Genomic DNA, 26,258 nt, shown 5'->3' on the forward strand with positions numbered 1-26,258 from the left:
CTCAAGAGCAAAGCGGTCAGCGGGTGCGTTCCGCAGCCGCCTTCTGCCGTTGCCATTCGTCGCGCGTGACCGCATAGACCACATGCGGTTTCAGATGCGTGTGCGTATCCGGCACCCGCGGATGGTCGAAATCCATGCCGGTGATGCGGTGCAGGCCGAGCCGTTTCATCACCGCGGTCGATCGCCTGTTTTCGCCGACTGCAAAGGAGACGACTGCGTCGAGATGCTTTTCCCCGAAAGCGAAGTCGAGCAGGGCGCGTGCTGCCTCCGTGGCATAACCGTTGCCCCAGAACCGGGTCGCCAGCCGCCAGCCGATCTCCACCGTTTCCAGCGGAAAGATATCCGGCATGTTGGCGAGGGACAGGCCGCAGAAACCCATGGGCTCCTGTGTTTCCTTCAGTTCCAGCGCGTAGAAACCGAGCCCCGTCTCGGTGATCGTGTCGTTGAGCCTGGCGAGAAACGCATCCGCCTCTTCATGGGTGCGGCGGAACGGAAAAAACTCCATCACCTTCGGATCGGAATTGATCTCTCGAAAGAGATCACGGTCGCTGTCGATCCAGCTCCTGAGGCGCAGGCGTTCGGTTTCGAGGATGATCATCGGACGATGCACGGTCAGCCTGCGCTATGACGTTCTCGAAGAGGATTTTGGCTTCTGGAAACTGATGCGGAGCTTTGTGCCCGTCGCATCGGCGAACCGTTGCAGGGTGCGGGTCGAGGGCATGGAACGACCACTCTCCAGCCGGGCGATGGCGGCCTGAGTCGTGCCCATGGCCTTGGCGACGTCTTCCTGCGTCATGGAGGCCTGGGCGCGTGCCTTGATCAAGGCCTCCGCGAGGGCAAACTCCTCTTCGAGCGCATCATAGGCTGCGACGAATTCGGGGTCCTTGAACCATTCCTTCGCTGCCTTGCTTACCAGAAGGCTCTTCTTGTTCATCTCACATCCTTTGCCCGTCTGAGCGCGATCTCAATTTCGCGTCTGGGCGTTTTCTGCGTCTTCTTCTGAAAGACATGCAAGACCACGATCCGATGACCTGAAGCCGTTACATAAGCTGCCCGGGCTATCCCGTCTCGGCCGCGCATCCGCATTTCCCAGATCGGCCCTTCAAGGTGCTTCACATAGGGCTCGTGCACCTTGGCGGGTCCTTCCAGTTCGATCAGCTTTACGATGCGGAGAAAACTGGCAACAATATCGGTGGGAAACGCCTCTAGCTCGATCCTGATGCGATCGTTCAGAAATTCCATTTTCCAACGCATTGAATATACCATTTTTGCAATGATTTTCAATGCGTATGATGCGATGCGAACTGCACTCCGTCAATCGCTTAGGTTGTGTCTAGGTGACGATGAAATCCGTCCTGCGATAACCCTGGATGTAGAGCAGGGCGGTTAAGTCGCCGTGGTCGATGCGCATCTTGGCCTGGGCGGCAACGGTGGGCTTGGCGTGCAGCGCGACGCCGGAACCGGCGATGTCGAGCATGCCGAGATCGTTGGCGCCGTCGCCGACGGCGATCGTGTCGTCCGGCAAAATCCCGAGTTTTTCGGTGATGGCGAGAAGCGCGTCGATCTTGGCCTGCTTGCCGAGGATGGGTTCGGCAACCTCACCGGTGAGAATGCCATCGTTTTCGAGGAGGATGTTGGCGCGGTTCTCGTCGAAGCCGAGGGTCGCGGCGATGCGGCTGGTAAAGACGGTAAAGCCACCCGACACGAGGGCGGCGTAATTGCCTCTGGCCTTCATGGTGGCGATCAGTTCCGGCCCGCCAGATGTCAGCGTGATGCGCTTGGCGATGACGTCGTCGACGACGGTGATCGGCAGGCCCTTCAGAAGTGCGACACGTTCGCGAAGGGCGGGCTCGAAGGCGATCTCGCCGTTCATGGCACGCGCTGTGATCGTCGCGACCTTGTCCTTCAGCCCGACGACATCGGCAAGCTCGTCGATGCATTCCTGGCCGATCATGGTCGAATCCATGTCGGCGATCAGGAATTTCTTGCGACGCGTATCCGCAGCCTGGATAACGAGATCGATGGGTGCGCTGCCAATGAGAGCCCTCAGATCGGCCTCGGCTATCTGCGGGTCGGTTCCGTCGCGCAGCGCGATATCGCAGGCGATACCATCCGCCAGCCAGTAGAGGCCCGAGGCTTTCACTGCCTCCGCCGCTTGTTCTCCGAGCTTTTGCGTGAGAACTGGGTTTGACGGATGGGCAATGAGCGTGGCAACGAAAGCCATATGAGCGACCTTATCGACAATTTTGATGCGATCCTGATAACCGGGCCGACGGCCAGCGGCAAGTCGGCGCTTGCATTGCGCCTGGCGCGCGAGAAAAACGGTGTGGTGATCAATGCCGACAGCATGCAGGTCTACGACACGCTGCGGATCCTGACGGCGCGACCGGCGGAGGACGAGATGGAGGGCGTGCCGCACCTGCTCTACGGGCATGTGCCGGCGACGAGGGCTTATTCCACCGGCGAGTGGCTGCGGGACGTGACGGCGCTCCTGCCGGAATTGAAGCGCGACGGCCGGCTGCCGGTCTTCGTCGGCGGCACCGGGCTTTATTTCAAGGCGCTGACCGGCGGGCTGTCCGACATGCCGGAAATCTCGCAGGATATTCGCTGCGAGGTGCGCCTGCGCCTGAAGGAGGAAGGGCCGGAGGCGCTGCATGCGGAGCTTTCAGCCCGCGATGCGACGGTAGCGGCAAGCCTCGAACCAAAGGACGGGCAGCGGATCGTCAGGGCGTTGGAGGTTCTGACCGAGACCGGTCGCTCCATCACCGAGTTTCAGGGCAGGCTGGGGCCAATGGTGATCGATCCTTCGAGGGCGAAGAAGCTTGTCGTCCTGCCGGACAGGAAGCTGCTGCACGAACGGATCAACCGCCGTTTCGAGACAATGCTGGAGACCGGGGCCGTGGATGAGGTGAGGGCGCTGCTGGCGCTCGGTCCCGCACCCGATCTGCCCGTCATGAAGGCGATCGGCGTTGCACAGATCGCCGAGATGCTGGAAGGCCGCATCAGCCGGGAAGAGGTTATCGAACGCAGCTCTGCACTGACCCGCCAATATGCTAAGCGGCAGATGACCTGGTTTCGCAACCAGATGGACGAAAGCTGGGAGCGATTGGCCTGAGACCGGCTCAGTCCTTGTCGTAAAGGCTACTCAGCGGTTTCTTCAGCAGGCTTTCGCGCAGCGATCCTTCGCGCCGGAGCAGCGGGTTCGGGCGCGGCGCGCCTTCGGGTGCCGGCGGACGCTGGAATGTCGGAGGTGCGGGCTGGTAGGGCGGCGGCTCAGGCGGACGGTCGCGGCGCAGTTCTGCGAAACGGTCGGGTCGGGGCGCTAAGGGTTGTTCGGGTGCCGCCGCGCGCGGCAGCATTTCCGGCCGATAGGGTTCCAGCTGCGGGTTGGTCGCCATGGGCGGTGTCGGGTTGATCGTCACATGGCCGGTCGAGCGGATCTCCCGGTTCCAGCGATCGAGTTCGGCATCGCCTGCCGGCGGGAAATCGTCATCGGCGTCCTCCTCGGTATCGGAAGCACCTTCCGGGAAGGACGCCGTCGCCGTGGCGTAGCTTTGCTGGAAGGCGGAAATATCCGGGCCGCTGACGGCGCGCATGCGGGCGATCACGGTGCGCAGGTCGACCGTATCCGGCGTGTCCTCCGTACCCTTGTCGGCGACGCCATTGGCCTTGGGCAGGTATTTCTTTTCGACGCGGGAAAACCGCATGCGCATCGGCACGGAGATCGCCTCGCCGAAGGCGATCGCCTCGCCATTGCCGATCGACGACAGAAAACTGGTCGTCGAGATCGACGAATTCGGGATCGCCGATTTGATGATTTCCTGGTCGCGGTCGTTGGACAGTCGCATCGCGAACACGGTCGAGCACTGCGACAGGATCGTCTGGTCGAGTTCGCCGGGACGCTGGGTGATGACGCCGAGCGAGACGCCGTATTTGCGGCCTTCCTTGGCGATGCGCGAGATGGCCTGCCTTGTCGGGAAAAAACCCAGTTCACGGTCGGCCGGCACATAACGGTGGGCTTCTTCGCAAACGACGAGCATGTGGATGGCGCCATTGCTCCAGAGCGCCAACTCGAACGCCATGCGGCAGAGGACCGAGGCGATGGAATTGACGACTTCAGAGGGAATGCCGGCGAGCTGGAAGGTCGAGATCGGCCGGTCGTCGCCGGGAATGCGGAAGATATAGGCGATCGTCTCCATGATCGTGTCGTTGATCGTATTGTTGGAGAACATGAAGTGATAGCGCGGGTCGTTGATCGCCGACAGGATGCGCATCTTCAACGACCGCAGGAAGGGCTTTTCGCCGCGGCCTTCGAGGCGGCCGATCCGTTCGTCGATCAGGGCCAGCAGGTCCGCCATACGGTAGGGAACCGGCGTATCGGCAGTGACCGAGCTTTTTTCGGTCGAGCGGCGCATCAGCGACGTTTCGTTGCCGCGGAAGGCGCGTTTCGCCTCGGGGATGAGGTCGCGCAGGATGTCCAGTTCTTCCGCCACGGCCGGACGACCGCGGAAGACGACTTCGGAAAACTCTTCGAGCCGCATCAGCCAGAAGGGCAGGTCGAGTGTTTCGGTATCGATGACGACGGCGTGATCCGGAAAGGCTGCGGCAAATTCGTTGTGCGGATCGAGAATGAGGACGCGCAGCTTCGGGTCGGTCTCGATCGCCTTGTGGAGGAGCAGGGAGACGGCGGTCGACTTGCCGACGCCGGTGGAGCCAACGATGGCGAAATGTTTCGACAGCATCGACGGGATATGGATCGTCGCGTCGATCGTGTCGTCCTGCGTCAGCTTGCCGACCACGCAGGTTTCGTTCTTGCCGGTATCATAAATGCGGGAAAGGTCGGCGGCACGAATCCGGTGCGCGACGGCGCCGAGATAGGGATAACAGGAAATGCCGCCGGTGAATTCGTCGCGGCCATTAAGCCCCTTGCGCACCTCGCCGAGCAGTTCGGCCTCGATGTGAAAGCCGGTGTTGCCGTTTTCGCTCCATTCCTTGCCACCGGTCTGCATTGCATAGGCAAGCGCCACGACACGGTTTTCGCCGACGCTGATGGAGATCAGCCGGCCGACAGACCACAGTTCGGTAAGATCGGTCTCGCCGTGTTCAGCAACGGCGGAAATGGTGGCGTGCGAGCCGGTGCAGGCGACGACGCGGCCAAGCATGCGGTTGCCCGGCTTCTGGATGTCGCGACGATCCTGCTCTCCTGCAGATGCGGAATGTTGCAGATCGTTGTTCAACAAACTCTGGCCCCTATCATTGGGGGTGGCGGAACGGGTCACGGTTCGTCCGTCGGGTCGCTGCCCTCCAAACAGGAGGACTATATTGTGCCGGCCTTAACAACTCGTGTAGGAAAGCGCGCGGTCGAATGCGCGGAAACGGAGCAGCAAAATCAGGCCGATGAGGATTTTTGGTGCAGGCCCACGTTGACGAACGACATTTATCTGGCTAACACTTCGCGCCATGAAGATCTCGATCGCTCTTATTGTGGTGGGAACGCGCATGGGCAGGACGGTGTAACCGTCCGGCGACAGCCACCCATGCGCGGAAAGACAGGCTCCTCCAAGGGGCCTTTTTTTATGCCTTCAATCCGGCTCGGAGGAGCCGCCGGTAAAAATCCAGCAGCGAATGGACCAAGACAATGACGGATACGAACAACCAGGGGTCGGGCAACCAGATGCCAGATAATCAGACGCCAGATAACCGGATGACTGGTGCGGAGATCGTCCTGAAGGCTCTGAAGGACAATGGTGTCGAGCATATCTTCGGATATCCGGGCGGCGCCGTCCTGCCCATCTATGACGAGATCTTCCAGCAGGACGACATTCAGCACATTCTGGTCCGCCACGAGCAGGGCGCCGGCCACGCGGCCGAAGGTTATGCCCGCTCCACCGGCAAGGTCGGGGTTATGCTGGTGACCTCCGGTCCAGGCGCCACCAATGCCGTCACCCCACTGCAGGATGCGCTGATGGATTCGGTGCCGCTGGTCTGCCTGTCGGGCCAGGTCCCGACGACGCTGATCGGCTCGGACGCCTTTCAGGAATGCGACACCGTCGGCATTACCCGGCCCTGCACCAAGCACAACTGGCTGGTCAAGGACGTCAACGAACTGGCCGGCATCATCCACGAGGCCTTCCGCATCGCCCAGACCGGGCGGCCGGGTCCGGTCGTCGTCGATATCCCGAAGGACATCCAGTTCGCGACCGGCACCTATACGCCGAAGCCGGAGATCGCCCAGAACACCAGTTATCAGCCGCGCACCCAGGGCGACATCAACGCCATTCAGGCGGCCATAGAGCTGATGGCCTCGGCGCGCCGGCCGATCCTCTACACCGGCGGCGGTGTCGTCAATTCCGGCCCGCACGCCTCGCGGCTGCTGCGCGAGCTGGTCGAGCTCAGCGATTTCCCGATCACCTCGACGCTGATGGGGCTCGGCACCTATCCGGCGTCGGGCAAGAACTGGCTCGGCATGCTCGGCATGCACGGTTCCTATGAGGCAAACATGGCGATGCATGACTGCGACGTCATGGTCTGCATCGGCGCCCGTTTCGACGACCGCATTACCGGCCGCCTCAACGCGTTCTCACCGAATTCGCGCAAGGTCCATATCGATATCGACCCGTCCTCGATCAACAAGAACGTGCATGTCGACATCCCGATCCTCGGTGACGTCGGCAGCGTTCTCGAAGACATGGTCCGCCTGTGGCGGGCGCTGCCGAAAAAGCCGGCCAAGGCGCAGACCGAGGAATGGTGGAGCCAGATCAACCGCTGGCGGGCTCGCAAGAGTTTTTCCTACAAGCATTCCAACGACGTCATCATGCCGCAATATGCGCTGCAGCGCCTTTTCGAGGCGACCAGGGGGCATGACACCTATATCACGACGGAAGTCGGCCAGCACCAGATGTGGGCGGCACAGTTCCTCGAATTCGAGGAGCCTAACCGCTGGATGACTTCTGGCGGCCTCGGCACGATGGGCTACGGCCTGCCGGCGGCGATCGGCGTTCAGGTGGCGCATCCGGACGCCCTCGTCATTGACGTCGCCGGCGACGCATCGATCCAGATGTGCATCCAGGAAATGTCCTGCGCCATCCAGCATAACCTGCCGGTCAAGATCTTCATCCTGAACAACCAGTATATGGGCATGGTCCGCCAGTGGCAGCAGCTGCTGCACGGCAACCGCCTGTCGAATTCTTATACGGAAGCGATGCCGGACTTCGTCAAGCTCGCGGAAGCCTATGGCGCCGTCGGCATCTACTGCGACGATCCGAAGGAACTCGACGACAAGATCGAGGAAATGATCGCGGTCAAGAAGCCGGTGATCTTCGATTGCCGCGTCGCCAATCTCGCCAACTGCTTCCCGATGATCCCTTCGGGCAAGGCACATAACGAGATGCTGCTGCCGGACGAAGCCACCGACGAAGCGGTTGCCAATGCCATCGATGCCAAGGGTCGCCAGCTCGTCTGAGACGGGCGGCACATCCTTCAACAAAATTCTGAGGAAATGGACCCAAGACCATGAATGCGCATCAGCAACCGACCGGATCCGCCTATTTCATCGCGCCTGAGACGGCGAAAGCCGAAAGCCATACGCTTTCGGTTCTCGTCGCCAACGAACCGGGCGTGCTCGCACGGGTTATCGGCCTGTTTTCCGGCCGCGGCTACAATATCGAGAGCCTGACGGTTTCGGAAACGGAACACGAAGCTCACCTATCCCGCATTACCATCGTCACGCGCGGCACGCCGACGGTGCTCGAACAGATCAAGGCGCAGCTCGAACGCATCGTACCGGTGCACCGAGTCGTCGATCTGACGGTTCGCGCCCACGCACTGGGCCAGGAACGGCCGATCGAGCGTGAGGTGGCGCTGGTCAAGGTTGTCGGCCAGGGCGACCGCCGCGCCGAGACACTGCGGCTCGCGGATGCTTTCCATGCCAAGGTCGTCGATGCGACGGTCGAGCATTTCATCCTGGAGATCACCGGGAAATCCTCGAAGATCGACCAGTTCGTGGCGATCATGAAGCCGCTCGGCCTGGTGGAAGTCTGCCGCACAGGGATCGCGGCGATGAACCGCGGCCCGCAGGGGATGTAACGGGTCGGACGGAGATCGATGTCTTGCGGGCGTTCGACACGCTTATGGCGAAGCGCCGAACGTCCGATCTCCGCTAGATCATTTCCAATGGCGCCTTGCGCGACGGTGGCGGGAAGGCGGCGTCGAGGGCTGTCCAGTCCGCCTCGCTGAGATCCAGATCGACCGCCTCGGCATTTTCCGCGACGCGGTCCGGATTGGCGGATTTCGGGATGGCGATGACGCCGTCGCGTTCCAGCAGGAAGGCAAGCGCCACCTGCGCCGGCGTCGCCTGATAGGCCTTGGCGATGCGGATCAGTTCGCCGCTTCTGGCAAGCCGGCCCTGTTCGATCGGTGAATAGGCCATGACCGGGATGCCGCGCTCCTGGCACCAGGGCAGAAGATCGTATTCGATGCCGCGGCGGGAGAGATTGTAGAGCACCTGGTTGGCGGCGCAGTTCTGGCCGTCCGGCACCTCCATCAGTTCCTGCATGTCGTCGAGATCGAAATTGGAGACGCCCCAGGCGCCGATCTTGCCGGCCCGGCGCAGCTCCTCGAAGCCGGCGACGGTTTCCGCCAGCGGATGTTCGCCGCGCCAATGCAGGAGATAGAGGTCGAGGCGATCGGTCTTGAGCCGGTCGAGGCTGCGTTCGCAGGCCTCGACGACGCCCTTTCGGTTGGCATTCCAGGGATAGACCTTGCTGACCAGAAACACCTGGTCCCGGCGGCCGGCGATCGCTTGGGCGGTGATTTTTTCGGCCCCGCCCTCGCCATACATTTCCGCCGTGTCGATCAGCGTCAGGCCGAGGTCGAGGCCGCGCTTCAGGCTCTCGATCTCCACCGCCGCCTTGCGGCTGTCCTCGCCCATCTGCCAGGTGCCGAGGCCGAGAGCCGGAACCGAAATGCCGGAGGGCAAGGTGACTGTCGGAATGTCGGGCATCTGGGACCTCGGTCTGTCGCTTCTGGAGACGTATATCCTACTCAGATATGGCTTCGATTGAAGCTGCCAAGTTCCGCTTGAAGATCTTCTCCAACGATCCTATCACCGGAAGGCGGGCCATCCGCGAAACGAGATGGTCGAGATAGCCGGGACGGATTTGCGCTAGGAGAAAATATGTCGCTGGAAACTTTTCTGGCCCTCGTCCTGTTCGCCTTCACGACTTCGATCACGCCGGGGCCGAACAACATGATGCTGTTCGCGTCGGGCGTGAATTTCGGCTTTGCGCGGACAATTCCCCATATGCTCGGCATCGGTGCCGGTTTTCTGTCGCTGCTGATCGCGGTCGGCCTCGGTCTCGGCGCACTGCTGCATTCGGTGCCGGTCGTCTATATGGCACTCAAATTCGCCGGCGGCGCCTATCTGCTCTGGGTCGCCTGGAAGATCGGCACGTCGCGCAGCCTGTCAGACGGCAAGACCGGTGCGCAGCCGATGACATTTTTTGGCGCGGCGGCCTTCCAGTGGGTCAATCCGAAGGCCTGGGTCATGGCGGTCACCGCCATGGCGACCTATACGAACCCGGAATATTACCTGCCGACCGTGATGCTCGTGGGGCTGGCGTTCGCCGCGGTCAACGTGCCGAGCGTTTCGACCTGGGCCGGCTTCGGTTCGGCGCTGCGCGAATGGCTGTCGGTGCCGGCGCGGCTGAAATGGTTCAACATCACCATGGCGCTCTTGCTTGTCGCAAGCCTCTGGCCGATGTTGAAGTGAGGGAGACGACCATGTCTACACATCATCACCACGATCACGACCATGGGCATGACCACGATCACGACAACCGCTACAGCGACATGCAGGCGCGCGTAAAAGCGCTCGAAACGGTGCTGACCGAAAAGGGGCTGATCGATCCGAAGGCGATCGATGCGATCGTCGACACCTATGAGACGAAGATCGGCCCGCGCAACGGTGCCCGGGTGGTCGCCAAGGCCTGGAGCGACGCCGATTTTGCCGAATGGCTGAGAACCGATGCGACCGCGGCGATCGCAAGCCTTGGGTTTACCGGCCGGCAGGGCGAACACATGCGGGCGGTGTTCAACACGCCGAACACCCATAACCTGGTCGTCTGCACGCTCTGCTCCTGTTATCCATGGGCGGTACTCGGGCTGCCGCCGGTCTGGTACAAGGCGCCGGCCTATCGCGCGCGCGCTGTCATCGATCCGCGCGGCGTGCTTGCCGAGTTCGGCCTGGTCCTGCCGGAGACCAAGAAGATCCGGGTCTGGGATTCGACCGCCGAACTACGCTATCTGGTGATCCCCGAAAGGCCCGAAGGCACAGAAGGTCTCGGTGAGGAGGCGCTTGCTGACCTCGTCAGCCGCGACGCGATGATCGGCACGGCGATAGCGGGGCCGCGGCCATGAACGGGCCTCATGATCTCGGCGGCCAGATGGGCTTCGGGCCGGTGGCGCCTGAAAAGGACGAGCCGTATTTTCATGCCGAGTGGGAGAAGCGGGCGCTGGGGCTGACACTATCCGGCGGTGCTCTCGGTGGCTGGACGATCGACGAAAGCCGGCATGCGCGCGAAAATATTCCGCCGGCGGCGTATCTGGGCGCGAGCTATTACGAGATCTGGATCCGGGCGCTGGAAGTGCTGCTCGAACGCCATGGTTTTGCGGCGCGGGCGGAAATCGATGCGGGCCGCAAGCAGATGGAGCCGGCGACGCCAAAACGCATCCTGAAGGCGGAGATGGTGGCGGGCGCGCTTGCCAAGGGCGGACCGTGCGACCGGCCCATCGAGGCGGAACCACAATTCCAGCCGGGCGACCGGGTGCGGACCCGCAATTTCAATCCGGAGACACATACGCGGCTGCCGCGTTATGCCCGCGCAAAGACCGGTGTCGTCGAGGCCGTGCAGGGCTCCTTTGTGTTTCCGGACGACAATGCGCATGGCAAGGGCGAGAACCCGCAATGGGTCTATACGGTTGTGTTCGACGGGCCAGAAATCTGGGGCGAGGGCGCCGACCCGACGCTGACGGTCTCGATCGATGCCTGGGAGAGCTATCTTGAGCGCGTGTGAGGTCCCCTCGGCATTGGTGCAGTCGCCCGGATTGCCGAAGTCACCGGAGGGTGATCCGGTGTTTCCGGAGCCCTGGGCGGCGGAAGCCTTCGCGATGACCGTGCATCTGCACGAGCGCGGCCTGTTCAGCTGGAGCGAATGGGCCGAAGCGCTTTCAGGCGAGGTCCACAAGCCAGGCAGAGCGGATGACGGCAGCGACTATTTCGATAGCTGGGTGGCGGCACTCTCCGGCCTGCTGGTCGGCAAGGGCATTGCCGACGGCGAAACGATCCTGGCGCTTCAACAGAGCTGGCAGCGGGCGGCCGAGGCGACGCCGCATGGCCGGCCGATCGAGCTTGCCAACGATCCGCTGCGCTGAAGTTCAACTCGGAAACTGCCGGTAACATTCCTCGGCGACCCGGCGCAGCATGTCGCGGGAGATTTCGCCGGTGACGGCGTATCCGAGCTCGCCGTCGATCCAGTAGAAGGTCTCGACGGTGCTGGCGGAGGCGAACCGAAAACTGGTCGTGCGGTTTTCCTTGTTGCGGCCGACGAGCACGGTCAGGCGCTGGCCTGTCTGGTCCTCGTACATGAACAGCGCGCCCGGCTTGCCGCCGACCGGCAGGAGGCGGCCGCCGACCAGCTTGAAGCCCTGTCCCTGCAGGTTCGGAACCTTGAGATTGGCGATCGACAGCCGCTTGCCAAGCCAGTTGGCGAGATGCGTCTCTTCGTTTGCAAACACTTCGACCGGGTGGCGCACCTCGCTTGCATAAACGAGGAAGGCGTTGCGCGCCTCGCGCGGCAGGACTTCGGTAGCGGCAAGCTGGATATCCGGGCGTTCGAACAGCAGCGGGCCATAATGGCCTCCGAGCGCGCCGGCTGCGAAGATCACGACCGCGGCGGCTGCCAGCGCGAAGCGGCGGGACGGCCGGGTGCTGGTGCGCGCCAGACCGCCCGTGAGAAGCTGGATATCGGTGGGTTTCGATCGTTCATGACCGGCGAAGGCGGCGCGCAGCTCGTCGTTCTGCTCCTGCCAGTCGGCCACCATCTGTGCGGCGTCCGGGTTTTCGGCCAGAAAATCCTGCACGCGAGCCCGGTCGGCTTCGTCCAGGAAGCCGTCGGCATAGGCGTGCAGTTCCGCTTCGGATACGGATCTGGCTTCGGTCATCGTGGTCTCCGCAATGGTATGACGTTTTCCTCCCGCATTTTTTCCCGCAAGGCCTGGCGCGCCCGAGACAGGCGCGACATCACGGTGCCGACCGGAATCTCCAGCATCTCGGCGACTTCCTGATAGGCGTAACCTTCGACGACGACCAGCATCAGCACCGCGCGCGCCTCCTTCGGCAGCGTCTCCAGCGCCTGCACGAGACGGTTCTTTTCCAAGGGATCGTCGGCACCCGTGCTTGCAGCCAGGCTCTCCGCCTCCTCTATGCCGACGGACGGGCGTCGCGCGATTGACCGCCGCGCGTTGAGGTGAAGATTGGTCATGATCCTGTAGGCCCAGGACTTGAAATTCGCGCCGCGCCATTGGCCACGGCTGACCAGCGCCTTCTCGACGCAATCCTGCAACAGGTCCTCGCTCTCCGTGTCCGAGCGCGTCAGGCTGCGCGAATAGCGCCTGAGCGAGGGCAGGAGGGCTAGGATCTGCGCCTCGAAGGAAAGCGGCGCGGGAGCCTGTGCCTCACGCGCCGTTCCGGAAGTGGATTGATCAGGGCTTTGCGACATCCCAAACGCCGTTCACGCCGTCACCGGTGGTGTCGCCTTCCTTGGTGTCCTTGACCCAGTAATAGAGCGGCATGCCATCCTTCGCCCACTGCTTGGCCCCGTCCTTGCGGGTCACGATAGAGTATGCACCATCGGCCTTCGCATCGGAAGCGGCCATGACCGGCGGCCAGTTGGTGGCGCACTTGTCGTAGCAGTTGGAAGTACCTGGCTTGTCGTTCTTGAAGGTGTAGAGCGTCATGCCCTTTTCGCCGACGAGGACTTCGCCCTTGGTCGAGGTCTTGACGGTCTTGAACGGGCCGGCGGCAAAGGCGACCGAGGTCAGCGCTGCGAGCGCGAAAGGCACAAGAATGAAGGTCTTCATGGATCGTCTCCCTGGTTGATGGCGGCCTCACATCGGCCACCGAAGTCAAGACACCGGCAGGGGCGGATTTATTCCGTCGAGGACCAAAGATTTTTTCGGAGATGATCGAACCGCTCATCCCGGCCTTTGATTCATCTTTCGTTCTTTTTCGGTTGCGCTTGGCCGCAGAATCCTGCCAAGTCCCGCCATGCAATTTGCACCGCAACAGGACGAGGCCCTCAAGGCCGTTTCACAATGGCTGAAAGAGGGCCGCGGCCAGGTCTTCCGGCTGTTCGGTTATGCGGGCACCGGCAAGACTACGCTTGCCAAACATTTCGCCGAAAATGTCGATGGCGAGGTGCTGTTCGCGGCCTTCACCGGCAAGGCGGCGCAGGTTCTTCGCTCCCGCGGGGCGCGCAACGCGAAAACCATCCACTCGCTGATCTACAGGCCGCGCGGCGAGGAAGCGGTCGAGGACGATGCCGGCAAGACGTCGATCTCGCCGATGTTCTCGATCAACCGCCAGAGCCCGGTCGCCAAGGCCGCGCTGATCATCATCGATGAATGTTCGATGGTGGACGAGGCGCTCGGCAAGGACCTGATGAGTTTCGGGACGCCGATCCTGGTGCTCGGCGATCCCGGCCAGCTGCCGCCGGTTTCCGGCGGCGGGTTCTTCACCGAACAGGATCCGGACTATCTGCTGACGGATATCCACCGCCAGGCGCGCGACAACCCGATCATCAAGCTGGCGATGGACGTGCGCGAAGGCAAGGAGATCATGTATGGCGATTACGGCACCGCGAAGGTGATTTCCCGCAACGAGGTGACCCAGCCTTTGGTGATGGAGGCGGACCAGGTTCTGGTCGGCACCAACAAGACCCGCAAGCGCTACAATCAGCGGCTCCGGGAACTGAAAGGTTTTACGGCCGACTATCCGCAATCCGGCGACAAGCTGGTCTGCCTCAGGAACGACCCGGCCAAGGGGCTGCTCAACGGCTCGCTCTGGCAGGTGATGAGTTCGTCGCGCGAGACCGTGAAGCCCGGCATCAACCTGATGATCCGGCCGGAAGACGACGACATGGATCGCGGTGCGGCCAAGATCAAGCTTCTGAAACAGGCCTTCGAAGAGCAGGAAGGCGAAATCCCCTGGACGACCCGCAAGCGCTATGACGAGTTCGATTACGGCTATGCGCTGACCGTCCACAAGGCGCAGGGGTCGCAGTGGAACAACGTCGTTCTGTTCGATGAAAGCTGGGCGTTTCGCGACAGCCGGGAGCGCTGGCTTTATACTGCGATCACCCGCGCAGCCGAGACGCTGACCATCGTTCGCTGAGGCGGCTCCGGGGTCAGTTCGGCACGAAACCCAGCAGCATCGCCTTTGCGACCGCCTGGAAGCGGTTGGTCGCCTGGAATTTCTGGATGATGTCATCCTCCATCCGGCGCAGGTCCTCGAATTCGAGGTTGAGCGCGCGGGCAAGCCTTGGCGCCGAATAACCTTCGGCCATCAATCCCAGGCAGCGTTTCTCGATGTCGCTCAGAATCAGGGACATCGGCTTGGGGCCGGTGAGCGCCTGCTCTTCTTCCTCGGCCACCAGCAGGTTTTCGATCTGCTGCATCTGCCGGCGGATGTTGGAAATGTCAGACGTGAGTTCCCGCTTGCGCCGGGCCAGCATGTTGTGGAACATCTCGTTGGCTTCGGTCTCCGACGTCGCACCGGCAAGCTCTTCCATCAGTTCCTGGATGACCGCCACCGGAATGCCGATCTCGCGGCAGGCATTGATGACCGCCATGCGATGGATCTGGACCCTGTCATAGACCCGCATGCTGCCGGAGCGGCGGGCGGTGATCAGGCCCTTTTCCTCATAGAAGTGAAGGGTGCGGTGGGTGACGCCGAAGAGATCCGCCATTTCGGCGATCGCCACAGGCTGGCTCGGCATTTCAAACGGAAGGGAGACCTGGGGAAGAGGAGGAAAATAATGGGCTGCTCGCGCCGGCGGCGCATTTTCGGTCATGGCCTGCATGGTATCGCTTCGCATCGAGTCCCCTTGCGCCTGAAGTCGGCGGCGTGGTCGAATATGCATCTGAAGGTTGCGACATTGCGTCGGACCTCTCGGATGGAACCTCGGTACTGAAAATGCGGACCCGATTGAAATGAGTGGCAGAATTCGCTGTTCAAACCGTATTCCGCCGCCTTTTGGCCTGCCCGGCGAACTCTGTTAGATATAGATTAGCTAAAACTTTAAGAAATGGTAGCCCCTGTTGCCTCGTGAATTCTCGTCCATCAAAACTCTTTATAAGTGCATTTTTCTAAACCCGGTGGCATTGCGAAGGCGCATGGCCTAAAAGCGGATCGACCTTTCAAAACCGGGTATTGCCATGCCGACCAAGCTTTCCGTGAACCTCAATGCCATCGCCATGCTGCGCAACCGTCGCGATCTTCCATGGCCAAGCGTCGAAGCGCTGGGGCGCATCGCGCTGCAGGCGGGTGCGGCCGGCCTGACGGTGCATCCGCGCCCCGACCAGCGCCATATCCGCTTCACCGATCTGCCGGTTCTTCGGGCGCTGATCGACGACGAGTTCCCGAATGCCGAGTTCAATATCGAAGGATATCCGAGCGAGGATTTCCTGGCGCTATGCGAGGCGACCCAGCCGGAGCAGGTAACCCTGGTGCCGGACGATCCGACCCAGGCGACCTCCGACCACGGATTCGATTTCCGTGCCACGAGCGAGATGCTGAAGCCGATCGTGGCGCGGCTCAAGAAGGGCGGCATGCGGGTGTCGCTGTTTGCCGATGGCGACGGCGACGTCGAGGCGATGAAGCTCGCCGGGGGGACGGGCACTGATCGTATCGAACTCTATACCGGGCCCTATGGCGGCTGTTTCGACAATCCGGAGCGCGGCGCCGAAATCCTTGAAAAACTCGGGCGGACGGCGGATGCGGCATTTGCCGAAGGGCTTGGCGTCAATGGCGGTCACGACCTGACGGTCGCAAACCTGCCGGCACTGGTGAAGCGTATTCCGAAGATGGCGGAAGTCTCCATCGGGCATGGCCTGACGGCGGATGCGCTCGAATACGGCATGGCGGAAACCGTGCGCCGCTTCCGCCGCGCCTGCGGCCAGATTGTCTAATTCGACGACAGTTTTGCCTCGCAGAGCTCGAGCTCCCAAGTCTGGCCGTTACATTCGGGCCCGAACAGGTTGTGCTTTTCCTCCGCGACGAGCTCGAAGCCGGCCGTTTGATAGATGCGGATTGCCGCACTCAGGCAATCATTGGTCCAGAGCGACAGCTTTTTGTAACCGGCGAGCGTCGAGAATTTGATACATTGTTCGACGAGCGTCCGGCCGAGGCCAAGGCCGCGGGCGGCGGGATCGAGGTAGAGAAGGCGCAGCTTGGCTGTGTCGCCGCCGCCATCCGCCACGACCACCGAGCCGACACGTTTGCCGTCGCGTTCGGCGATCCAGCAGCGTTCGCGCTCAGGGTTGAAGTTGGCGATAAACTTGCCGGCGACCTCGGCGACCAACCCTTCGAACTTGTCATTCCAGCCGTATTCCCGCGCATAAGCGACCGCCTGGGCTTCGATCAGCCAACCCATGTCACCGACACGGTGCGGACGGATGACGATCGGCGGTGTCGGCGCGGTCGACTGCGGGTCGAGAATATTGCGGATCACCTGCATCGAGCCGATCAGTCTTTCGTGGCCGAATGCGTCCACCTCCCTGAGATCCCTGGCGATCTGCTGGCGGGAACGTTCGCCGAGCGTCTGGTATTCGGCCTGTCCCTTGTCGGTGACAACAAGGATCTGGCTGCGTTTGTCATCGGGATCCGGCTCGCTGTCGATGAAGCCGGCCTCGCGGAATTTTTTGAGGAGCCGGCTGAGATAGGCGGGATCGAGGCCGAGATCGCGGTTGAGCTCGGTTGCCGAAACCCGTTTGCGGGCGCCCATCTCGTAAAGGATGCGCGCCTCGGTCAGCGTGTAATCGGTGTCGAGATAGCCCTTGGCGAGAACGCCGAGCTTGTTGGTGTAGAAACGATTGAAGGCCCGGACGGCATCCAGAACGGCAGGATCGGTCATCGGCAGATTCTCCTTTAGGGAGACTCTGTCAGGCATTTATTGGACTGAGTCAAATAAATTTACGCTGCAGCCTGTTTGGCCGCCGGCTGGCCGAGTGCGAAATCGACTGCGGCCTTGGCGTGGATGGCGGTGGAATCGACGCCGGGCAGGGGCAGGCCTGCCGGATCGAGCAGGAGGCAGATTTCCGTGCAGCCGAGGATGATGCTGTCGGCGCCTTCAGCCTTCGCCTTTTCGATCATGGCGATGGCCCGGGTGCGGGAGGTATCGAGAACAATCCCGGCGCAGAGTTCGTTGAAGATGATGTTATGGATATCGGTACGATCGTCCGCATCCGGCACCATGACATCGATACCGAGCCCCTTCATGTGATCGGGATAGAAGCCGTGCTCCATCGTGTAGCGTGTGGCGAGCAGGAGCGGCCGCTTCAGGCCTTGCGATTTCAACGTCTTGGCGGTCTCGTCGATAATATGGATAAGGGGTATGTCGATCGCGGTCTGTACCTGCGGGGCGACGAGATGCATGGTGTTGGTGCAGATCAGCGCGCATTCCGCGCCGGCCGCCTTCAGCCTGCGCGCGCTGCCCGCAAGATGCTCGGCCGCCAGATCCCAGCGGCCGGCCTTCTGCATGTCGACGATCTCGGCAAAATTGACGGAATGGAGCAGGAGATCGGCCGACGCAAAATCACCGAGGCGGTCGCGCACCATCTCATTGATCAGGCGATAATAGACAGCGGTGCTTTCGAAACTCATTCCGCCAATCAAGCCGATCCTGCGCATTTTTTTCTCCAAACGAGATGGAATTTGGCAACTCCATCTCATTATCGCGAAATTCGGAGAGCCGCAATCCACCGAGATGCTAAGCGGCGAGGGCCGCCTTCTGGGTGTCGAAATAGGCAGCGAGCGTCTGCGGCTTCTGGCCGGTCAGCGTCTCATAGTCGCTCGTCACCTGTTCGAAATTGCCGGCGCGGATATTGGCATCCGCCGAGACCAGCATAGTCGCGACGAAGGCGGGCAGGCCGGCGCCGGCAAGGCCCTGTGTCAGCTGCTCGTCGGTGACATCAACGACATCCAGCGGCTTGCCGGTGGCCGCGGATGCGCGGGCGGCGATTTCTGCGGCCGTCAGGGATTCCGAACCAGTGAGGGTCAAGATGCGGCTGCCGGCCGGCGGATTGGCAAGGGCTGCGGCTGCGGCACGGGCGCAGTCGTCGCGGCTGATCGTGGTGATCTTGCCGGTGCCCACGGACGTGTACCATTTGCCGACCTGAAGATTGTGCGGCATGCCCATCAGATAATTGTCGTGGTACCAGGAATTGCGCAGGATCGTGTAGGCGACGCCGCTCGCCTTGATGGCCTCTTCGGTGCCGAGATGATCCGGCGCGAACGTGACCAGCGACTTGTCGGGGTTGGGCATGGACGTATAGACGATGTGCTTCACGCCGGCCTTCTTGGCGGCGGAAACGGCGTTCCTGTGCTGCGTGATGCGCTTGCCGGGCGTTGCCAGTTCGTCGGTGGAAATGATCAGCACGCGGTCGACACCGGTGAATGCCTTCACGAGCCCGGCTTCGTCGTCGAAATCGGCTGCGCGGGTTTCCAGGCCGCTGGCGGCAAGGTCGGCGAGCTTGTTCGGATCACGGCTGGCAGCGACGATGTCGGCGGCAGCGACCTTGGATGTCTCCAGCAGGTGACGCAGCACTGCGCGGCCCAGATGGCCGGCGGCGCCGGTGACGAGAAGTTTGGTCATGCGGTTTCTTTCCTGGCGATGGCCGGCCTGTCGGCGCGGCGGTTATTGTTGGTCTCAAAAAGAGACTAGCGCTAGAATAGGAATTGACTTCGATCTGTAAAGGAGGCAGTTTCCAGGGAGATCGTTACTTCAAGGGAACCACCTCCATGGCCCTCAATGCAAGCCGTAAGCCGATGCTGGATGGCAAGGAATGCGATACGTCCGGATGGAACATGGATAATTGTCCGGTCCGGGACGTTATCGACCGGATTGCCGGCAAATGGTCGACGCTGCTTCTCGGGGCCTTGGCGCGCCAGCCCTATCGCTTCGGCGAGCTTCGCCGGCTGGTGCCGGATATTTCCCAGCGGATGCTGACCCAGACGCTGCGTGACCTGCAGCGCGACGGTTATATCGAACGCGAAGTGTTTCCGACCAAACCACCGAGCGTCGAATACCGGATGACTGATCTCGGACGCTCGCTCTTCGAGCCGCTTTCCAAGGTGCTGCAATGGGCGGAAGCCAATCATCCGTCGGTGAAGGCCGCGCGGGTGAAATACGACGAGAGCGAACTCGCCTGATCGAGCCCGCTATGGATCAAGGCTTGTCAGGCATATTGATCGCTGGAAGCTCGCATGTCGGCAAAACGACGCTGGCAAAACGTCTGGCCGAGACTCTCAACTTGAACATGGTATCGACCGATAGTCTCGGGCGGCATCCAGGGCGGCCGTGGCCGAGYGTCCGTCCACCTGTGGCCGAGTATTATAGGCGCCTTTCGCCGGAGACGATCTACTGGTTCCTGAGGGTGCATCACGAAAACATGTGGCCCGGCCTGAAGCGAATGATCGACGGCGAGATAGAAGCTCGAAAACCATTTGTGCTGGAAGGATCGGCACTGCGGCCTGAATTCATCGCGCCGCTCGTTTCGGAGACGCTTGTCGGGATATGTCTCCATGCCGATACAGATTTCCTGCGGGAGAGAATGCGAGCCGAGGCGGGATATCTGCAGGCCGGGGAGGGCGATCGAGCTATGTTCGACGCGTTTATTGAGCGTTCCGTTCACGACAATGCGGAAATGCACAAAGCGGCTCGGGAAAACGGGCTGAGGATCGTTGATGCGGCCGATCCGCATGCCGTCAATAATCTTTTCGACGAATTGGTGCGGCGCGGACCGTCTTTGAGTTCGGCCGGAGGTTAGTCTTTGCGGTCAGTACATCGCAGGCTGGCAGGGCGGCCCGGAAGCCGCCCTGTAGTTTATTGGCGCGGTGGTGGTCAAGCCGCCAGCGAGGCGATGTCGATGACGAAGCGGTAGCGCACGTCGCTCTTGATGACGCGTTCATAGGCTTCGTTGATATCCTGGATATTGATCTTCTCGATCTCGGACGTGATGCCGTGCTCGCCGCAGAAATCCAGCATTTCCTGGGTTTCCTTGATAGAGCCGATCATCGAGCCGGAGAGGCTCTTGCGGCCGCCGATGACCGAGAAGGCATGGACCGGAACCGCATGTTCCGGGACGCCGACCAACACCATGGAGCCGTCGAACTTCAGGAGGCCGAGATAGGCGTTCCAGTCGATCGTCGTGCCGACCGTGCAGATGATCAGGTCGAATGTTCCGGCGAGCTTGGCGAAAGTCTCGGCGTCGCTGGTGGCGTAATACTCCTTGGCGCCGAGCCTCAGGCCATCTTCCTTTTTCGACAGCGTCTGGCTGAGCGCGGTGATATCGGCCCCCATGGCCGCACCGAGCTTGACGCCCATATGGCCAAGGCCGCCCATGCCGACGATCGCGACCTTCATGCCGGGACCGGCCTTCCAGTGGCGCAGCGGCGAGTAGAGCGTGATCCCGGCGCAAAGCAGCGGGGCGCCGGCGTCGAGCGGAATATTGTCCGGGAAGGAGAGGACATAACCTTCCTTGACGACGATCTGGTCCGAATAACCGCCATAGGTCGGCGTCGTGCCGTCGGCCTCGACGTCGTTATAGGTCTGGGTGAGGCCCGGCAGGAAATGTTCGTAGTCGAGATCACGGGTGGCGCAGCCAATGCAGGAATTCACGAAGCACCCGACACCGACACGGTCGCCGACTTTGAACTTGGTCACACCAGCGCCGACGGCCGAAACGACGCCGGCCACTTCATGGCCCGGCACCATCGGAAAGCGGGAGTTGCCCCATTCGTTGCGGGCCTGGTGGATGTCCGAATGGCAGACGCCGCAATACTGCACCGAGATGACGACGTCGTCGTCATTGGGTTCGCGGCGCTCGAAGGTGAAAGGCGTCAGTGGTTTCGACGCGTCGGTCGCGGCATAGCCTTTTGCAATAGCCATGGGAGCTCCATTCATCTGTTGGTTGGGAGGGAATTGGACGCGCGGACTATGCCTCCGGACCTCGCAACGGCGTTAGAGCGATCCTGCGAGCTTTTTGCACGATCCTGCAAAAGTGATCGCCCGCCTGTTGGTTTCATCGGCAAGTCGGCATAGGAAAAGCGCTCATCTGCTCATCCCGGAGGCTCCATGACACTGCCCTTCAATCCCTATCACGAGGCGGCCTCGATTGCCGCGCGGCACGTTCAGAAGGATGGGGAAGTGTTCACGGCCGTTGGAAATCTGATGCTCAGCCGGCGGGCGGTCCCAACCGCACCGCTCTATATGGACTACCGGCCCTGCATCGGTTTGGTCCTGCAAGGCACCAAGAGCGTCAAGCTGGGGGACGAGATGATTGCCTACGGCGTCGGCGATTATCTTCTCACCTCGATCGAATTGCCGGTGACCTCGCGCGTCACGGTCGCAAGCCCGGAGGTGCCGCACTTGTGTTTCGCGCTTGCCATCGATCCGGACCGCCTGTCCGCGCTGCTGGAGCGGGTCGACGTTCCCCGGCCTGGTTCCGACACGGATGCCATGCGCGGCATCGTCTCCAATGTCGCGCCTCCGGAACTGCTCGATGCCGCGACAAGGCTGCTTCGGCTCCTCGATCGGCCTGCGGATATTGCGGCCATGGCGCCGCTGATCGAGCAGGAAATTCTCTATCGTGTCCTCTCCGGGCCGGATGGCCCACGACTTATTCATATCGCGACCGCCGAAAGCCGCAGCAACCGGATCGCCCGCGCCGTCGCCTGGCTGCGCGCCAATTTCCACCGGCCGCTGCGGATCGAGGACCTGGCGGACCATGTGGGCATGAGTCCATCTTCGCTGCATCACCATTTCAAGTCGGTGACCGCGATGACGCCGGTGCAGTTCCAGAAGAAGCTGCGCCTGCATGAAGCGCGGCGGCTGATGCTGTTGGAAGGGCTCGATGTCGGCAGCGCCGGCCACCGGGTCGGCTACCAGAGCCCGTCGCAGTTCAGCCGCGAATACAGCCGGCTCTACGGTGTGTCACCGCTGCGTGATGTGGGTGCGATCCTGGCTGCCGCGGAATAGCGAGGCTTAAACCCTCGTGGATCAGCCGGGAAACTTCAGCGCCTTGTCGTTGCGGCAGCTCGAAGAACGGACTTGACGGCTGCGGCGGATGCTTTATACGAGCAGAACCGTACCGTACGGTACGCAAAAGGATTTGAGAACGTGAGAGCCGACGCCACCGACATGCCCGAATTTTCGCCGCGCCAGAACGCCGTTCTGGAACAGGCGCTTCGGCTGCTGGTGGAAGGCGGCGAGAAGGCGCTGACGACCTCCGGTCTTGCCCGCGCCGCCAATTGCTCCAAGGAAAGCCTCTACAAGTGGTTTGGCGATCGTGAAGGCCTGCTGGCCGCAATGATCGCCCATCAGGCGAGCAAGGTGCGCACCTTTGAGCGTTCCGGCGAACGGCTGACCGCTGATCTCCTGCGCGACCACCTCGAACTTTTTGCCCGCGATCTGCTGGAGGTTCTGGCCGGCGACGTTTCGCTGGCGCTGAACCGGCTGGCGATCGGCCAGGCGACCCGGGAAGGATCGAAGCTCGGCAAGCTTCTGCTCGAACACGGCCGCCGGCAGATTGATCGCCGTGCCATGGCGCTGATCGACCAGGGAAAGAGGGCAGGGCTGCTGCGCTTCGACAACGCGGACGCCGCCTATCACACGCTTTACGGCCTGATCGTTTCCGACCTGCATGTGCGCATGCTGCTCGGCGAACCCGGCCTCAAGGACAATGCGCGCCAGGCAGAGAGGGCGGTCGCTTCGTTCCTCACGCTGCACGGCACGCAGAAACAATCGGCAGACGTGCTCGGCGTCTCCGCTGGACGATAACAATCATCAACAGACCTCACGCATAGGGAAGGAAAAAACGATGCGCGTTTATTATGATCGGGATGCCGATATCAACCTCATCAAGTCCAAGAACGTTGCCATCATCGGCTACGGTAGCCAGGGTCGTGCGCATGCGCTGAACCTCAAGGACTCGGGCGCCAAGAACGTCGTGATCGCGCTCAAGGCCGGTTCCGGGACCATCAAGAAGGCCGAAGCCGACGGCTTCAAGGTGATGACTGTCGCCGAGGCCGCCAAGTGGGCCGACCTGATGATGATGGCGACTCCGGACGAGCTCCAGGCCGACATCTACAAGGCCGAGATTGCCGGCAACATCCGCGATGGCGCTGCAATCGCCTTTGCGCACGGCCTCAACATCCATTTTGGCCTTATCGAGCCGAAGACCACGGTCGACGTGGTCATGATCGCCCCAAAGGGCCCGGGCCACACGGTTCGCGGCGAATACCAGAAGGGCGGCGGCGTTCCCTGCCTCGTTGCCGTTCACCAGAACGCTTCGGGCAACGCGCTTGAACTTGCTCTCTCCTACGCCTGCGGCGTCGGCGGCGGCCGTTCGGGCATCATCGAAACCAACTTCCGCGAAGAATGCGAAACCGATCTCTTCGGCGAACAGGTCGTTCTCTGCGGCGGTCTCGTCGAGCTGATCCGCGCCGGTTTCGAAACCCTGACCGAAGCCGGCTACGCGCCGGAAATGGCCTATTTCGAATGCCTGCACGAAGTGAAGTTGATCGTCGACCTGATCTATGAAGGCGGCATCGCCAACATGAACTACTCGATCTCCAACACGGCCGAGTGGGGCGAATACGTCACCGGTCCGCGCATCATCACCGAAGAAACCAAGGCCGAGATGAAGCGTGTCCTGAAGGACATTCAGACCGGCAAGTTCACCTCGGACTGGATGCAGGAATACCGTGCGGGCGGCTCGCGCTTCAAGGGCATCCGCCGCATGAACGACAGCCACCAGATCGAGGAAGTCGGCGCCAAGCTGCGCGGCATGATGCCCTGGATCGGCAAGAACAAGCTGGTCGACAAGAGCGTCAACTAAGACGAATAAGCCGGGGCGGAATCAGGCTTCCGCCCCGGATTTTGGAATATAAGTGACATGCGGCAGGTTTTCGAAATGCCGGTCGCAGGTCAGCAGATCGGCGTCAAGGAGCCTTGCTGTCGCATAGATGATGGCGTCTGCGGTCGAGAGCTTGAAACGGAGGGAAGCTTCGGCGGCATCCCAGGCTATCTCGGTGCCTAATTCAACGACGATACATTCGGTGGTATAGGACATGAAGCGTTCGGCGGATTCCTCGCCCCTCTCCCTTATCAACCATTTGCACATTTCCATTTGAACGATCGTCGGGACGATCAATTCGTGCGGTTCAGGTATCTCGTCCGCCAGGCGTGAAGCCAGGGGACTGTCGACCAGCCACTCGATCCACGCCGAACTGTCGATGACGCGCATCAGTAACGATCGTCCCTGTCCCGATAATTGCTCGTGTCAGCGCCTTTTGCTATTCCTCTCAGCTCGTCTCGCGTCGGTACCGGAACGAGAACGACGCTCTTGCCCTTAGGGATGAAGGCAAATTGCTGCCCAGCTTGCCAATTATGCTTTTCGCGGATTTCTTTGGGTATCGAGATCTGGAATTTGGAGGACAAGGTCGCCGTCGTCATGATCTTACCTTCTGCGGATCGATAGACTATGCGTAAGATAGTGCCGTTGCAGGCAAAATCAAAGGCGAAAAAAATCGCAGCTACCCCGATAGGTCAGTCTTGCTGACCTATCGGTCTTTGTGTAAAGATTGAGCATAGAAAATTGAAATAAGAGGAAACATCCCGTGCTTGATTGGGAACAAATCTTTGCAACGCGCTCCAGCCGCATGCGCGCCTCTGAAATCCGCGAGCTGCTGAAGCTGCTCGACCAGCCCGATATCATCTCTTTCGCAGGCGGCATTCCGGATCCGGCGCTGTTTCCGGACGTGGCCTTCAAGGAAGCCTATTCGGATATTTTTTCCAGTGCCCAGGTCGGGTCGGCGCTGCAGTATTCCGTCAGCGAAGGCTATAAGCCGTTGCGCGAATGGATCGCCCGCGACGTCGCCAAGATCGGTATCGACTGCACGCCCGACAACGTGTTCATCACGTCGGGATCGCAGCAGGCGCTCGATTATCTCGGCAAGCTGTTCCTGTCGCCGAACGACACGGCCCTCGTGACCTGGCCGACTTATCTCGGCGCACTTTCGGCCTTCAATGCCTATGAGCCGAATTACGACCAGCTCTCGCTGAACGGCAACCGCACGCCGGAAGCCTATCGCGACACCGCGGCCAAGACCGGCGGCGCCGTCAAGTTCGCCTATCTGTCTGCCGATTTTTCCAATCCGACCGGCGAGACGATCGACCTGGCGGCCCGCGAAAGGCTGCTGGCGCTTGCCGACGAACTTGATATTGCGATCCTCGAGGACGCCGCCTATCAGCACCTGCGGTATGATGGCGAGGCCATTCCGCCGATCATGGCGCTCGACATCGCCCGCCGGGGCGGTATCGAAAACACCCGCACCATCTACAGCGGCAGCTTCTCGAAGACGCTGGCGCCGGGCCTGCGCGTCGGTTTCGTCGTCGCGGCGATGCCGGTTATTCGCAAGCTGGTGCTGATGAAGCAGGCGGCCGACCTGCATTCTTCGACGATCAACCAGATTGCCATCGAGCACGTCGCCTCGCGCGGTTTCGACGCCCAGGTCGCCAAGATCAGGTCCGTTTACAGCAAGCGGCGCGATGCGATGCTGGCGGCTCTCGACAAATACATGCCGAAGACCGCCACCTGGACGCGTCCGGAAGGCGGCATGTTCGTGTGGGTAACCTTGCCGGAAGGCATGGACGGCGCCGAGTTGCTGGCAAAATCGATCGCCACGGAAAAGGTCGCCTTCGTTCCGGGCAAGGCGTTCTACGCGGACGGCAGCAATGCCAATACGCTGCGCATGAGCTTCTCCTGCGCCGACGAGGCGATGATCGACGAGGGTATCAAGCGGCTCGGCCGCCTGGTCTCCAACGCAACCCGGACGGCCGCCTGAGCCGACGAAGCATTTAAGCATGAAAAGAAAGCCTGCCGCGGATAAACGGCAGGCTTTTTTGTTGGTCGACCTTCTT

The 26,258-nt window shown here is 61.5% G+C and carries 31 protein-coding genes; 15 read left to right on the forward strand and 16 right to left on the reverse strand.

Annotated features, from left to right (window positions below; translation table 11 throughout):
* Positions 1 to 16: 16 nt before the first annotated feature.
* From AC1DLT_RS14145 to serB, 4 genes are all read right to left on the reverse strand, one after another.
* Positions 17 to 598 carry a GNAT family N-acetyltransferase gene (locus AC1DLT_RS14145; protein ID WP_477487133.1) on the reverse strand — a complete coding sequence of 194 codons (582 nt, stop codon included), beginning with the start codon at positions 596 to 598 and terminating at the stop codon, positions 17 to 19.
* A 24-nt stretch (positions 599 to 622) separates the two neighbouring features.
* Entirely contained in the window at positions 623 to 934 is a 312-nt protein-coding gene (locus tag AC1DLT_RS14150) for a helix-turn-helix domain-containing protein (protein WP_477487134.1), read from the reverse strand.
* The gene (locus AC1DLT_RS14155; protein ID WP_244447502.1) at positions 931 to 1,242 is read right to left on the reverse strand and encodes a type II toxin-antitoxin system RelE/ParE family toxin; all 312 of its coding nucleotides are present in this window, start codon (positions 1,240 to 1,242) and stop codon (positions 931 to 933) included. The genes AC1DLT_RS14150 and AC1DLT_RS14155 overlap by 4 nt, the downstream gene beginning before the upstream one ends.
* 91 nt (positions 1,243 to 1,333) lie before the next feature.
* Positions 1,334 to 2,224 (reverse strand): phosphoserine phosphatase SerB, encoded by an 891-nt coding sequence (gene serB, locus AC1DLT_RS14160; RefSeq protein ID WP_477487135.1) that lies wholly within the window; start codon positions 2,222 to 2,224, stop codon positions 1,334 to 1,336.
* On the opposite strand from serB, the gene miaA reads away from it, so the two are divergent.
* Positions 2,225 to 3,115, forward strand: coding sequence for a tRNA (adenosine(37)-N6)-dimethylallyltransferase MiaA (gene miaA, locus AC1DLT_RS14165; protein WP_477487136.1), 891 nt, complete (start codon positions 2,225 to 2,227; stop codon positions 3,113 to 3,115). It abuts the gene before it with no gap.
* 7 nt (positions 3,116 to 3,122) lie between these two features.
* On the opposite strand, the gene AC1DLT_RS14170 is transcribed toward miaA, so the two are convergent.
* Positions 3,123 to 5,240, reverse strand: coding sequence for an ATP-binding protein (locus AC1DLT_RS14170; RefSeq protein WP_477487137.1), 2,118 nt, complete (start codon positions 5,238 to 5,240; stop codon positions 3,123 to 3,125).
* 434 nt (positions 5,241 to 5,674) lie between these two features.
* Between AC1DLT_RS14170 and AC1DLT_RS14175 the strand changes: the two genes are divergently transcribed.
* Positions 5,675 to 7,462: an acetolactate synthase 3 large subunit gene (locus tag AC1DLT_RS14175; protein ID WP_256427129.1), complete on the forward strand. Its 1,788-nt coding sequence runs from the start codon at positions 5,675 to 5,677 to the stop codon at positions 7,460 to 7,462.
* A gap of 50 nt (positions 7,463 to 7,512) precedes the next feature.
* Positions 7,513 to 8,085 carry an acetolactate synthase small subunit gene (gene ilvN, locus AC1DLT_RS14180; protein ID WP_024164177.1) on the forward strand — a complete coding sequence of 191 codons (573 nt, stop codon included), beginning with the start codon at positions 7,513 to 7,515 and terminating at the stop codon, positions 8,083 to 8,085.
* Between the two features lie 73 nt (positions 8,086 to 8,158).
* On the opposite strand, the gene AC1DLT_RS14185 is transcribed toward ilvN, so the two are convergent.
* On the reverse strand, positions 8,159 to 9,001 hold the full coding sequence (locus AC1DLT_RS14185) for an aldo/keto reductase (protein WP_477487138.1): 843 nt from the start codon (positions 8,999 to 9,001) through the stop codon (positions 8,159 to 8,161).
* Positions 9,002 to 9,175: 174 nt separating this feature from the next.
* On the opposite strand from AC1DLT_RS14185, the gene AC1DLT_RS14190 reads away from it, so the two are divergent.
* From AC1DLT_RS14190 to AC1DLT_RS14205, 4 genes are read left to right on the forward strand one after another with little or no spacing between them, the layout of a single operon-like run.
* A complete protein-coding gene (locus tag AC1DLT_RS14190; protein WP_477487139.1) occupies positions 9,176 to 9,769 on the forward strand; it encodes a LysE family translocator in 594 nt (197 codons plus the stop codon).
* An 11-nt stretch (positions 9,770 to 9,780) separates the two neighbouring features.
* Positions 9,781 to 10,416, forward strand: a complete 636-nt coding sequence (gene nthA, locus AC1DLT_RS14195) for a nitrile hydratase subunit alpha (protein ID WP_477487140.1) — start codon at positions 9,781 to 9,783, stop codon at positions 10,414 to 10,416.
* Positions 10,413 to 11,072 carry a nitrile hydratase subunit beta gene (gene nthB, locus AC1DLT_RS14200; protein ID WP_477487141.1) on the forward strand — a complete coding sequence of 220 codons (660 nt, stop codon included), beginning with the start codon at positions 10,413 to 10,415 and terminating at the stop codon, positions 11,070 to 11,072. Before nthA ends, nthB begins: the two co-directional genes overlap by 4 nt.
* A complete protein-coding gene (locus AC1DLT_RS14205) occupies positions 11,059 to 11,430 on the forward strand; it encodes a nitrile hydratase accessory protein (protein ID WP_477487142.1) in 372 nt (123 codons plus the stop codon). The genes nthB and AC1DLT_RS14205 overlap by 14 nt, the downstream gene beginning before the upstream one ends.
* Positions 11,431 to 11,433: 3 nt before the next feature.
* On the opposite strand, the gene AC1DLT_RS14210 is transcribed toward AC1DLT_RS14205, so the two are convergent.
* The 3 genes from AC1DLT_RS14210 to AC1DLT_RS14220 are packed head-to-tail and all read right to left on the reverse strand — an operon-like array spanning position 11,434 to position 13,137.
* Complete coding sequence (locus tag AC1DLT_RS14210; RefSeq protein ID WP_477487143.1) at positions 11,434 to 12,219, reverse strand: anti-sigma factor family protein; 786 nt, start codon at positions 12,217 to 12,219, stop codon at positions 11,434 to 11,436.
* Complete coding sequence (locus AC1DLT_RS14215; RefSeq protein ID WP_105415747.1) at positions 12,216 to 12,776, reverse strand: RNA polymerase sigma factor; 561 nt, start codon at positions 12,774 to 12,776, stop codon at positions 12,216 to 12,218. The genes AC1DLT_RS14210 and AC1DLT_RS14215 overlap by 4 nt, the downstream gene beginning before the upstream one ends.
* Complete coding sequence (locus AC1DLT_RS14220) at positions 12,760 to 13,137, reverse strand: COG4315 family predicted lipoprotein (RefSeq protein ID WP_105400834.1); 378 nt, start codon at positions 13,135 to 13,137, stop codon at positions 12,760 to 12,762. Before AC1DLT_RS14220 ends, AC1DLT_RS14215 begins: the two co-directional genes overlap by 17 nt.
* A 187-nt stretch (positions 13,138 to 13,324) precedes the next feature.
* Here AC1DLT_RS14220 and AC1DLT_RS14225 point away from each other — a divergent pair, with 187 nt between their 5' ends.
* Positions 13,325 to 14,449 carry an ATP-dependent DNA helicase gene (locus tag AC1DLT_RS14225; RefSeq protein WP_477487144.1) on the forward strand — a complete coding sequence of 375 codons (1,125 nt, stop codon included), beginning with the start codon at positions 13,325 to 13,327 and terminating at the stop codon, positions 14,447 to 14,449.
* Positions 14,450 to 14,462: 13 nt separating this feature from the next.
* Here AC1DLT_RS14225 and AC1DLT_RS14230 read toward each other — a convergent pair whose 3' ends face one another.
* Positions 14,463 to 15,152, reverse strand: a complete 690-nt coding sequence (locus AC1DLT_RS14230) for a MerR family transcriptional regulator (protein WP_477487145.1) — start codon at positions 15,150 to 15,152, stop codon at positions 14,463 to 14,465.
* Between the two features lie 340 nt (positions 15,153 to 15,492).
* Between AC1DLT_RS14230 and AC1DLT_RS14235 the strand changes: the two genes are divergently transcribed.
* On the forward strand, positions 15,493 to 16,245 hold the full coding sequence (locus AC1DLT_RS14235) for a pyridoxine 5'-phosphate synthase (RefSeq protein WP_477487146.1): 753 nt from the start codon (positions 15,493 to 15,495) through the stop codon (positions 16,243 to 16,245).
* On the opposite strand, the gene AC1DLT_RS14240 is transcribed toward AC1DLT_RS14235, so the two are convergent.
* From AC1DLT_RS14240 to AC1DLT_RS14250, 3 genes are all read right to left on the reverse strand, one after another.
* A complete protein-coding gene (locus AC1DLT_RS14240; RefSeq protein ID WP_477487147.1) occupies positions 16,242 to 17,189 on the reverse strand; it encodes a bifunctional helix-turn-helix transcriptional regulator/GNAT family N-acetyltransferase in 948 nt (315 codons plus the stop codon). The two genes, AC1DLT_RS14235 and AC1DLT_RS14240, sit on opposite strands and share 4 nt — an antisense overlap.
* Positions 17,190 to 17,248: 59 nt before the next feature.
* The gene (locus AC1DLT_RS14245) at positions 17,249 to 17,965 is read right to left on the reverse strand and encodes an aspartate/glutamate racemase family protein (protein WP_477487148.1); all 717 of its coding nucleotides are present in this window, start codon (positions 17,963 to 17,965) and stop codon (positions 17,249 to 17,251) included.
* 79 nt (positions 17,966 to 18,044) lie between these two features.
* Positions 18,045 to 18,929: an SDR family oxidoreductase gene (locus tag AC1DLT_RS14250; RefSeq protein ID WP_477487149.1), complete on the reverse strand. Its 885-nt coding sequence runs from the start codon at positions 18,927 to 18,929 to the stop codon at positions 18,045 to 18,047.
* Between the two features lie 173 nt (positions 18,930 to 19,102).
* Between AC1DLT_RS14250 and AC1DLT_RS14255 the strand changes: the two genes are divergently transcribed.
* Positions 19,103 to 19,486, forward strand: coding sequence for a winged helix-turn-helix transcriptional regulator (locus AC1DLT_RS14255; RefSeq protein WP_405029331.1), 384 nt, complete (start codon positions 19,103 to 19,105; stop codon positions 19,484 to 19,486).
* Positions 19,487 to 19,497: 11 nt separating this feature from the next.
* Positions 19,498 to 20,103 (forward strand): hypothetical protein, encoded by a 606-nt coding sequence (locus AC1DLT_RS14260; RefSeq protein WP_247034132.1) that lies wholly within the window; start codon positions 19,498 to 19,500, stop codon positions 20,101 to 20,103.
* A 74-nt stretch (positions 20,104 to 20,177) separates the two neighbouring features.
* On the opposite strand, the gene AC1DLT_RS14265 is transcribed toward AC1DLT_RS14260, so the two are convergent.
* A complete protein-coding gene (locus AC1DLT_RS14265) occupies positions 20,178 to 21,224 on the reverse strand; it encodes an NAD(P)-dependent alcohol dehydrogenase (protein WP_247034130.1) in 1,047 nt (348 codons plus the stop codon).
* A 186-nt stretch (positions 21,225 to 21,410) separates the two neighbouring features.
* On the opposite strand from AC1DLT_RS14265, the gene AC1DLT_RS14270 reads away from it, so the two are divergent.
* The 3 genes from AC1DLT_RS14270 (at position 21,411) to ilvC (ending at position 24,174) form a co-directional block, all read left to right on the forward strand.
* Positions 21,411 to 22,313, forward strand: a complete 903-nt coding sequence (locus tag AC1DLT_RS14270) for an AraC family transcriptional regulator (protein ID WP_477487150.1) — start codon at positions 21,411 to 21,413, stop codon at positions 22,311 to 22,313.
* Positions 22,314 to 22,475: 162 nt separating this feature from the next.
* Positions 22,476 to 23,114: a TetR/AcrR family transcriptional regulator gene (locus tag AC1DLT_RS14275; RefSeq protein WP_038543383.1), complete on the forward strand. Its 639-nt coding sequence runs from the start codon at positions 22,476 to 22,478 to the stop codon at positions 23,112 to 23,114.
* Positions 23,115 to 23,154: 40 nt separating this feature from the next.
* Positions 23,155 to 24,174: a ketol-acid reductoisomerase gene (gene ilvC, locus AC1DLT_RS14280; RefSeq protein WP_477487151.1), complete on the forward strand. Its 1,020-nt coding sequence runs from the start codon at positions 23,155 to 23,157 to the stop codon at positions 24,172 to 24,174.
* A 21-nt stretch (positions 24,175 to 24,195) separates the two neighbouring features.
* On the opposite strand, the gene AC1DLT_RS14285 is transcribed toward ilvC, so the two are convergent.
* Complete coding sequence (locus AC1DLT_RS14285) at positions 24,196 to 24,582, reverse strand: PIN domain-containing protein (RefSeq protein ID WP_477487152.1); 387 nt, start codon at positions 24,580 to 24,582, stop codon at positions 24,196 to 24,198.
* Positions 24,582 to 24,791 (reverse strand): AbrB/MazE/SpoVT family DNA-binding domain-containing protein, encoded by a 210-nt coding sequence (locus AC1DLT_RS14290; protein WP_038543378.1) that lies wholly within the window; start codon positions 24,789 to 24,791, stop codon positions 24,582 to 24,584. The genes AC1DLT_RS14285 and AC1DLT_RS14290 overlap by 1 nt, the downstream gene beginning before the upstream one ends.
* 164 nt (positions 24,792 to 24,955) lie before the next feature.
* Between AC1DLT_RS14290 and AC1DLT_RS14295 the strand changes: the two genes are divergently transcribed.
* The gene (locus AC1DLT_RS14295; RefSeq protein ID WP_477487153.1) at positions 24,956 to 26,182 is read left to right on the forward strand and encodes an aminotransferase-like domain-containing protein; all 1,227 of its coding nucleotides are present in this window, start codon (positions 24,956 to 24,958) and stop codon (positions 26,180 to 26,182) included.
* The last annotated feature ends 76 nt before the right edge of the window (positions 26,183 to 26,258 follow it).

The organism is Neorhizobium sp. 05N33 (genome assembly GCF_056397445.1).

What these genes read in the sequence shown, in the direction of transcription:
- nthB (WP_477487141.1), top strand. Translation starts at nt 10,413, where the DNA reads ATGAACGGGCCTCATGATCTCGGCGGCCAGATGGGCTTCGGGCCGGTG.
- AC1DLT_RS14275 (WP_038543383.1), top strand. Translation starts at nt 22,476, where the DNA reads ATGCCCGAATTTTCGCCGCGCCAGAACGCCGTTCTGGAACAGGCGCTT.
- ilvN (WP_024164177.1), top strand. Translation starts at nt 7,513, where the DNA reads ATGAATGCGCATCAGCAACCGACCGGATCCGCCTATTTCATCGCGCCT.
- miaA (WP_477487136.1), top strand. Translation starts at nt 2,225, where the DNA reads ATGAGCGACCTTATCGACAATTTTGATGCGATCCTGATAACCGGGCCG.
- AC1DLT_RS14155 (WP_244447502.1), bottom strand. Translation starts at nt 1,242, where the DNA reads ATGGAATTTCTGAACGATCGCATCAGGATCGAGCTAGAGGCGTTTCCC.
- AC1DLT_RS14250 (WP_477487149.1), bottom strand. Translation starts at nt 18,929, where the DNA reads ATGACCAAACTTCTCGTCACCGGCGCCGCCGGCCATCTGGGCCGCGCA.
- AC1DLT_RS14175 (WP_256427129.1), top strand. Translation starts at nt 5,675, where the DNA reads ATGCCAGATAATCAGACGCCAGATAACCGGATGACTGGTGCGGAGATC.
- AC1DLT_RS14270 (WP_477487150.1), top strand. Translation starts at nt 21,411, where the DNA reads ATGACACTGCCCTTCAATCCCTATCACGAGGCGGCCTCGATTGCCGCG.
- ilvC (WP_477487151.1), top strand. Translation starts at nt 23,155, where the DNA reads ATGCGCGTTTATTATGATCGGGATGCCGATATCAACCTCATCAAGTCC.
- AC1DLT_RS14185 (WP_477487138.1), bottom strand. Translation starts at nt 9,001, where the DNA reads ATGCCCGACATTCCGACAGTCACCTTGCCCTCCGGCATTTCGGTTCCG.
- AC1DLT_RS14145 (WP_477487133.1), bottom strand. Translation starts at nt 598, where the DNA reads ATGATCATCCTCGAAACCGAACGCCTGCGCCTCAGGAGCTGGATCGAC.
- AC1DLT_RS14290 (WP_038543378.1), bottom strand. Translation starts at nt 24,791, where the DNA reads ATGACGACGGCGACCTTGTCCTCCAAATTCCAGATCTCGATACCCAAA.
- AC1DLT_RS14150 (WP_477487134.1), bottom strand. Translation starts at nt 934, where the DNA reads ATGAACAAGAAGAGCCTTCTGGTAAGCAAGGCAGCGAAGGAATGGTTC.
- AC1DLT_RS14220 (WP_105400834.1), bottom strand. Translation starts at nt 13,137, where the DNA reads ATGAAGACCTTCATTCTTGTGCCTTTCGCGCTCGCAGCGCTGACCTCG.
- AC1DLT_RS14215 (WP_105415747.1), bottom strand. Translation starts at nt 12,776, where the DNA reads ATGTCGCAAAGCCCTGATCAATCCACTTCCGGAACGGCGCGTGAGGCA.
- AC1DLT_RS14285 (WP_477487152.1), bottom strand. Translation starts at nt 24,582, where the DNA reads ATGCGCGTCATCGACAGTTCGGCGTGGATCGAGTGGCTGGTCGACAGT.
- AC1DLT_RS14255 (WP_405029331.1), top strand. Translation starts at nt 19,103, where the DNA reads ATGCTGGATGGCAAGGAATGCGATACGTCCGGATGGAACATGGATAAT.
- AC1DLT_RS14210 (WP_477487143.1), bottom strand. Translation starts at nt 12,219, where the DNA reads ATGACCGAAGCCAGATCCGTATCCGAAGCGGAACTGCACGCCTATGCC.
- AC1DLT_RS14235 (WP_477487146.1), top strand. Translation starts at nt 15,493, where the DNA reads ATGCCGACCAAGCTTTCCGTGAACCTCAATGCCATCGCCATGCTGCGC.
- AC1DLT_RS14190 (WP_477487139.1), top strand. Translation starts at nt 9,176, where the DNA reads ATGTCGCTGGAAACTTTTCTGGCCCTCGTCCTGTTCGCCTTCACGACT.
- AC1DLT_RS14225 (WP_477487144.1), top strand. Translation starts at nt 13,325, where the DNA reads ATGCAATTTGCACCGCAACAGGACGAGGCCCTCAAGGCCGTTTCACAA.
- AC1DLT_RS14240 (WP_477487147.1), bottom strand. Translation starts at nt 17,189, where the DNA reads ATGACCGATCCTGCCGTTCTGGATGCCGTCCGGGCCTTCAATCGTTTC.
- AC1DLT_RS14265 (WP_247034130.1), bottom strand. Translation starts at nt 21,224, where the DNA reads ATGGCTATTGCAAAAGGCTATGCCGCGACCGACGCGTCGAAACCACTG.
- AC1DLT_RS14230 (WP_477487145.1), bottom strand. Translation starts at nt 15,152, where the DNA reads ATGCGAAGCGATACCATGCAGGCCATGACCGAAAATGCGCCGCCGGCG.
- nthA (WP_477487140.1), top strand. Translation starts at nt 9,781, where the DNA reads ATGTCTACACATCATCACCACGATCACGACCATGGGCATGACCACGAT.
- AC1DLT_RS14245 (WP_477487148.1), bottom strand. Translation starts at nt 17,965, where the DNA reads ATGCGCAGGATCGGCTTGATTGGCGGAATGAGTTTCGAAAGCACCGCT.
- serB (WP_477487135.1), bottom strand. Translation starts at nt 2,224, where the DNA reads ATGGCTTTCGTTGCCACGCTCATTGCCCATCCGTCAAACCCAGTTCTC.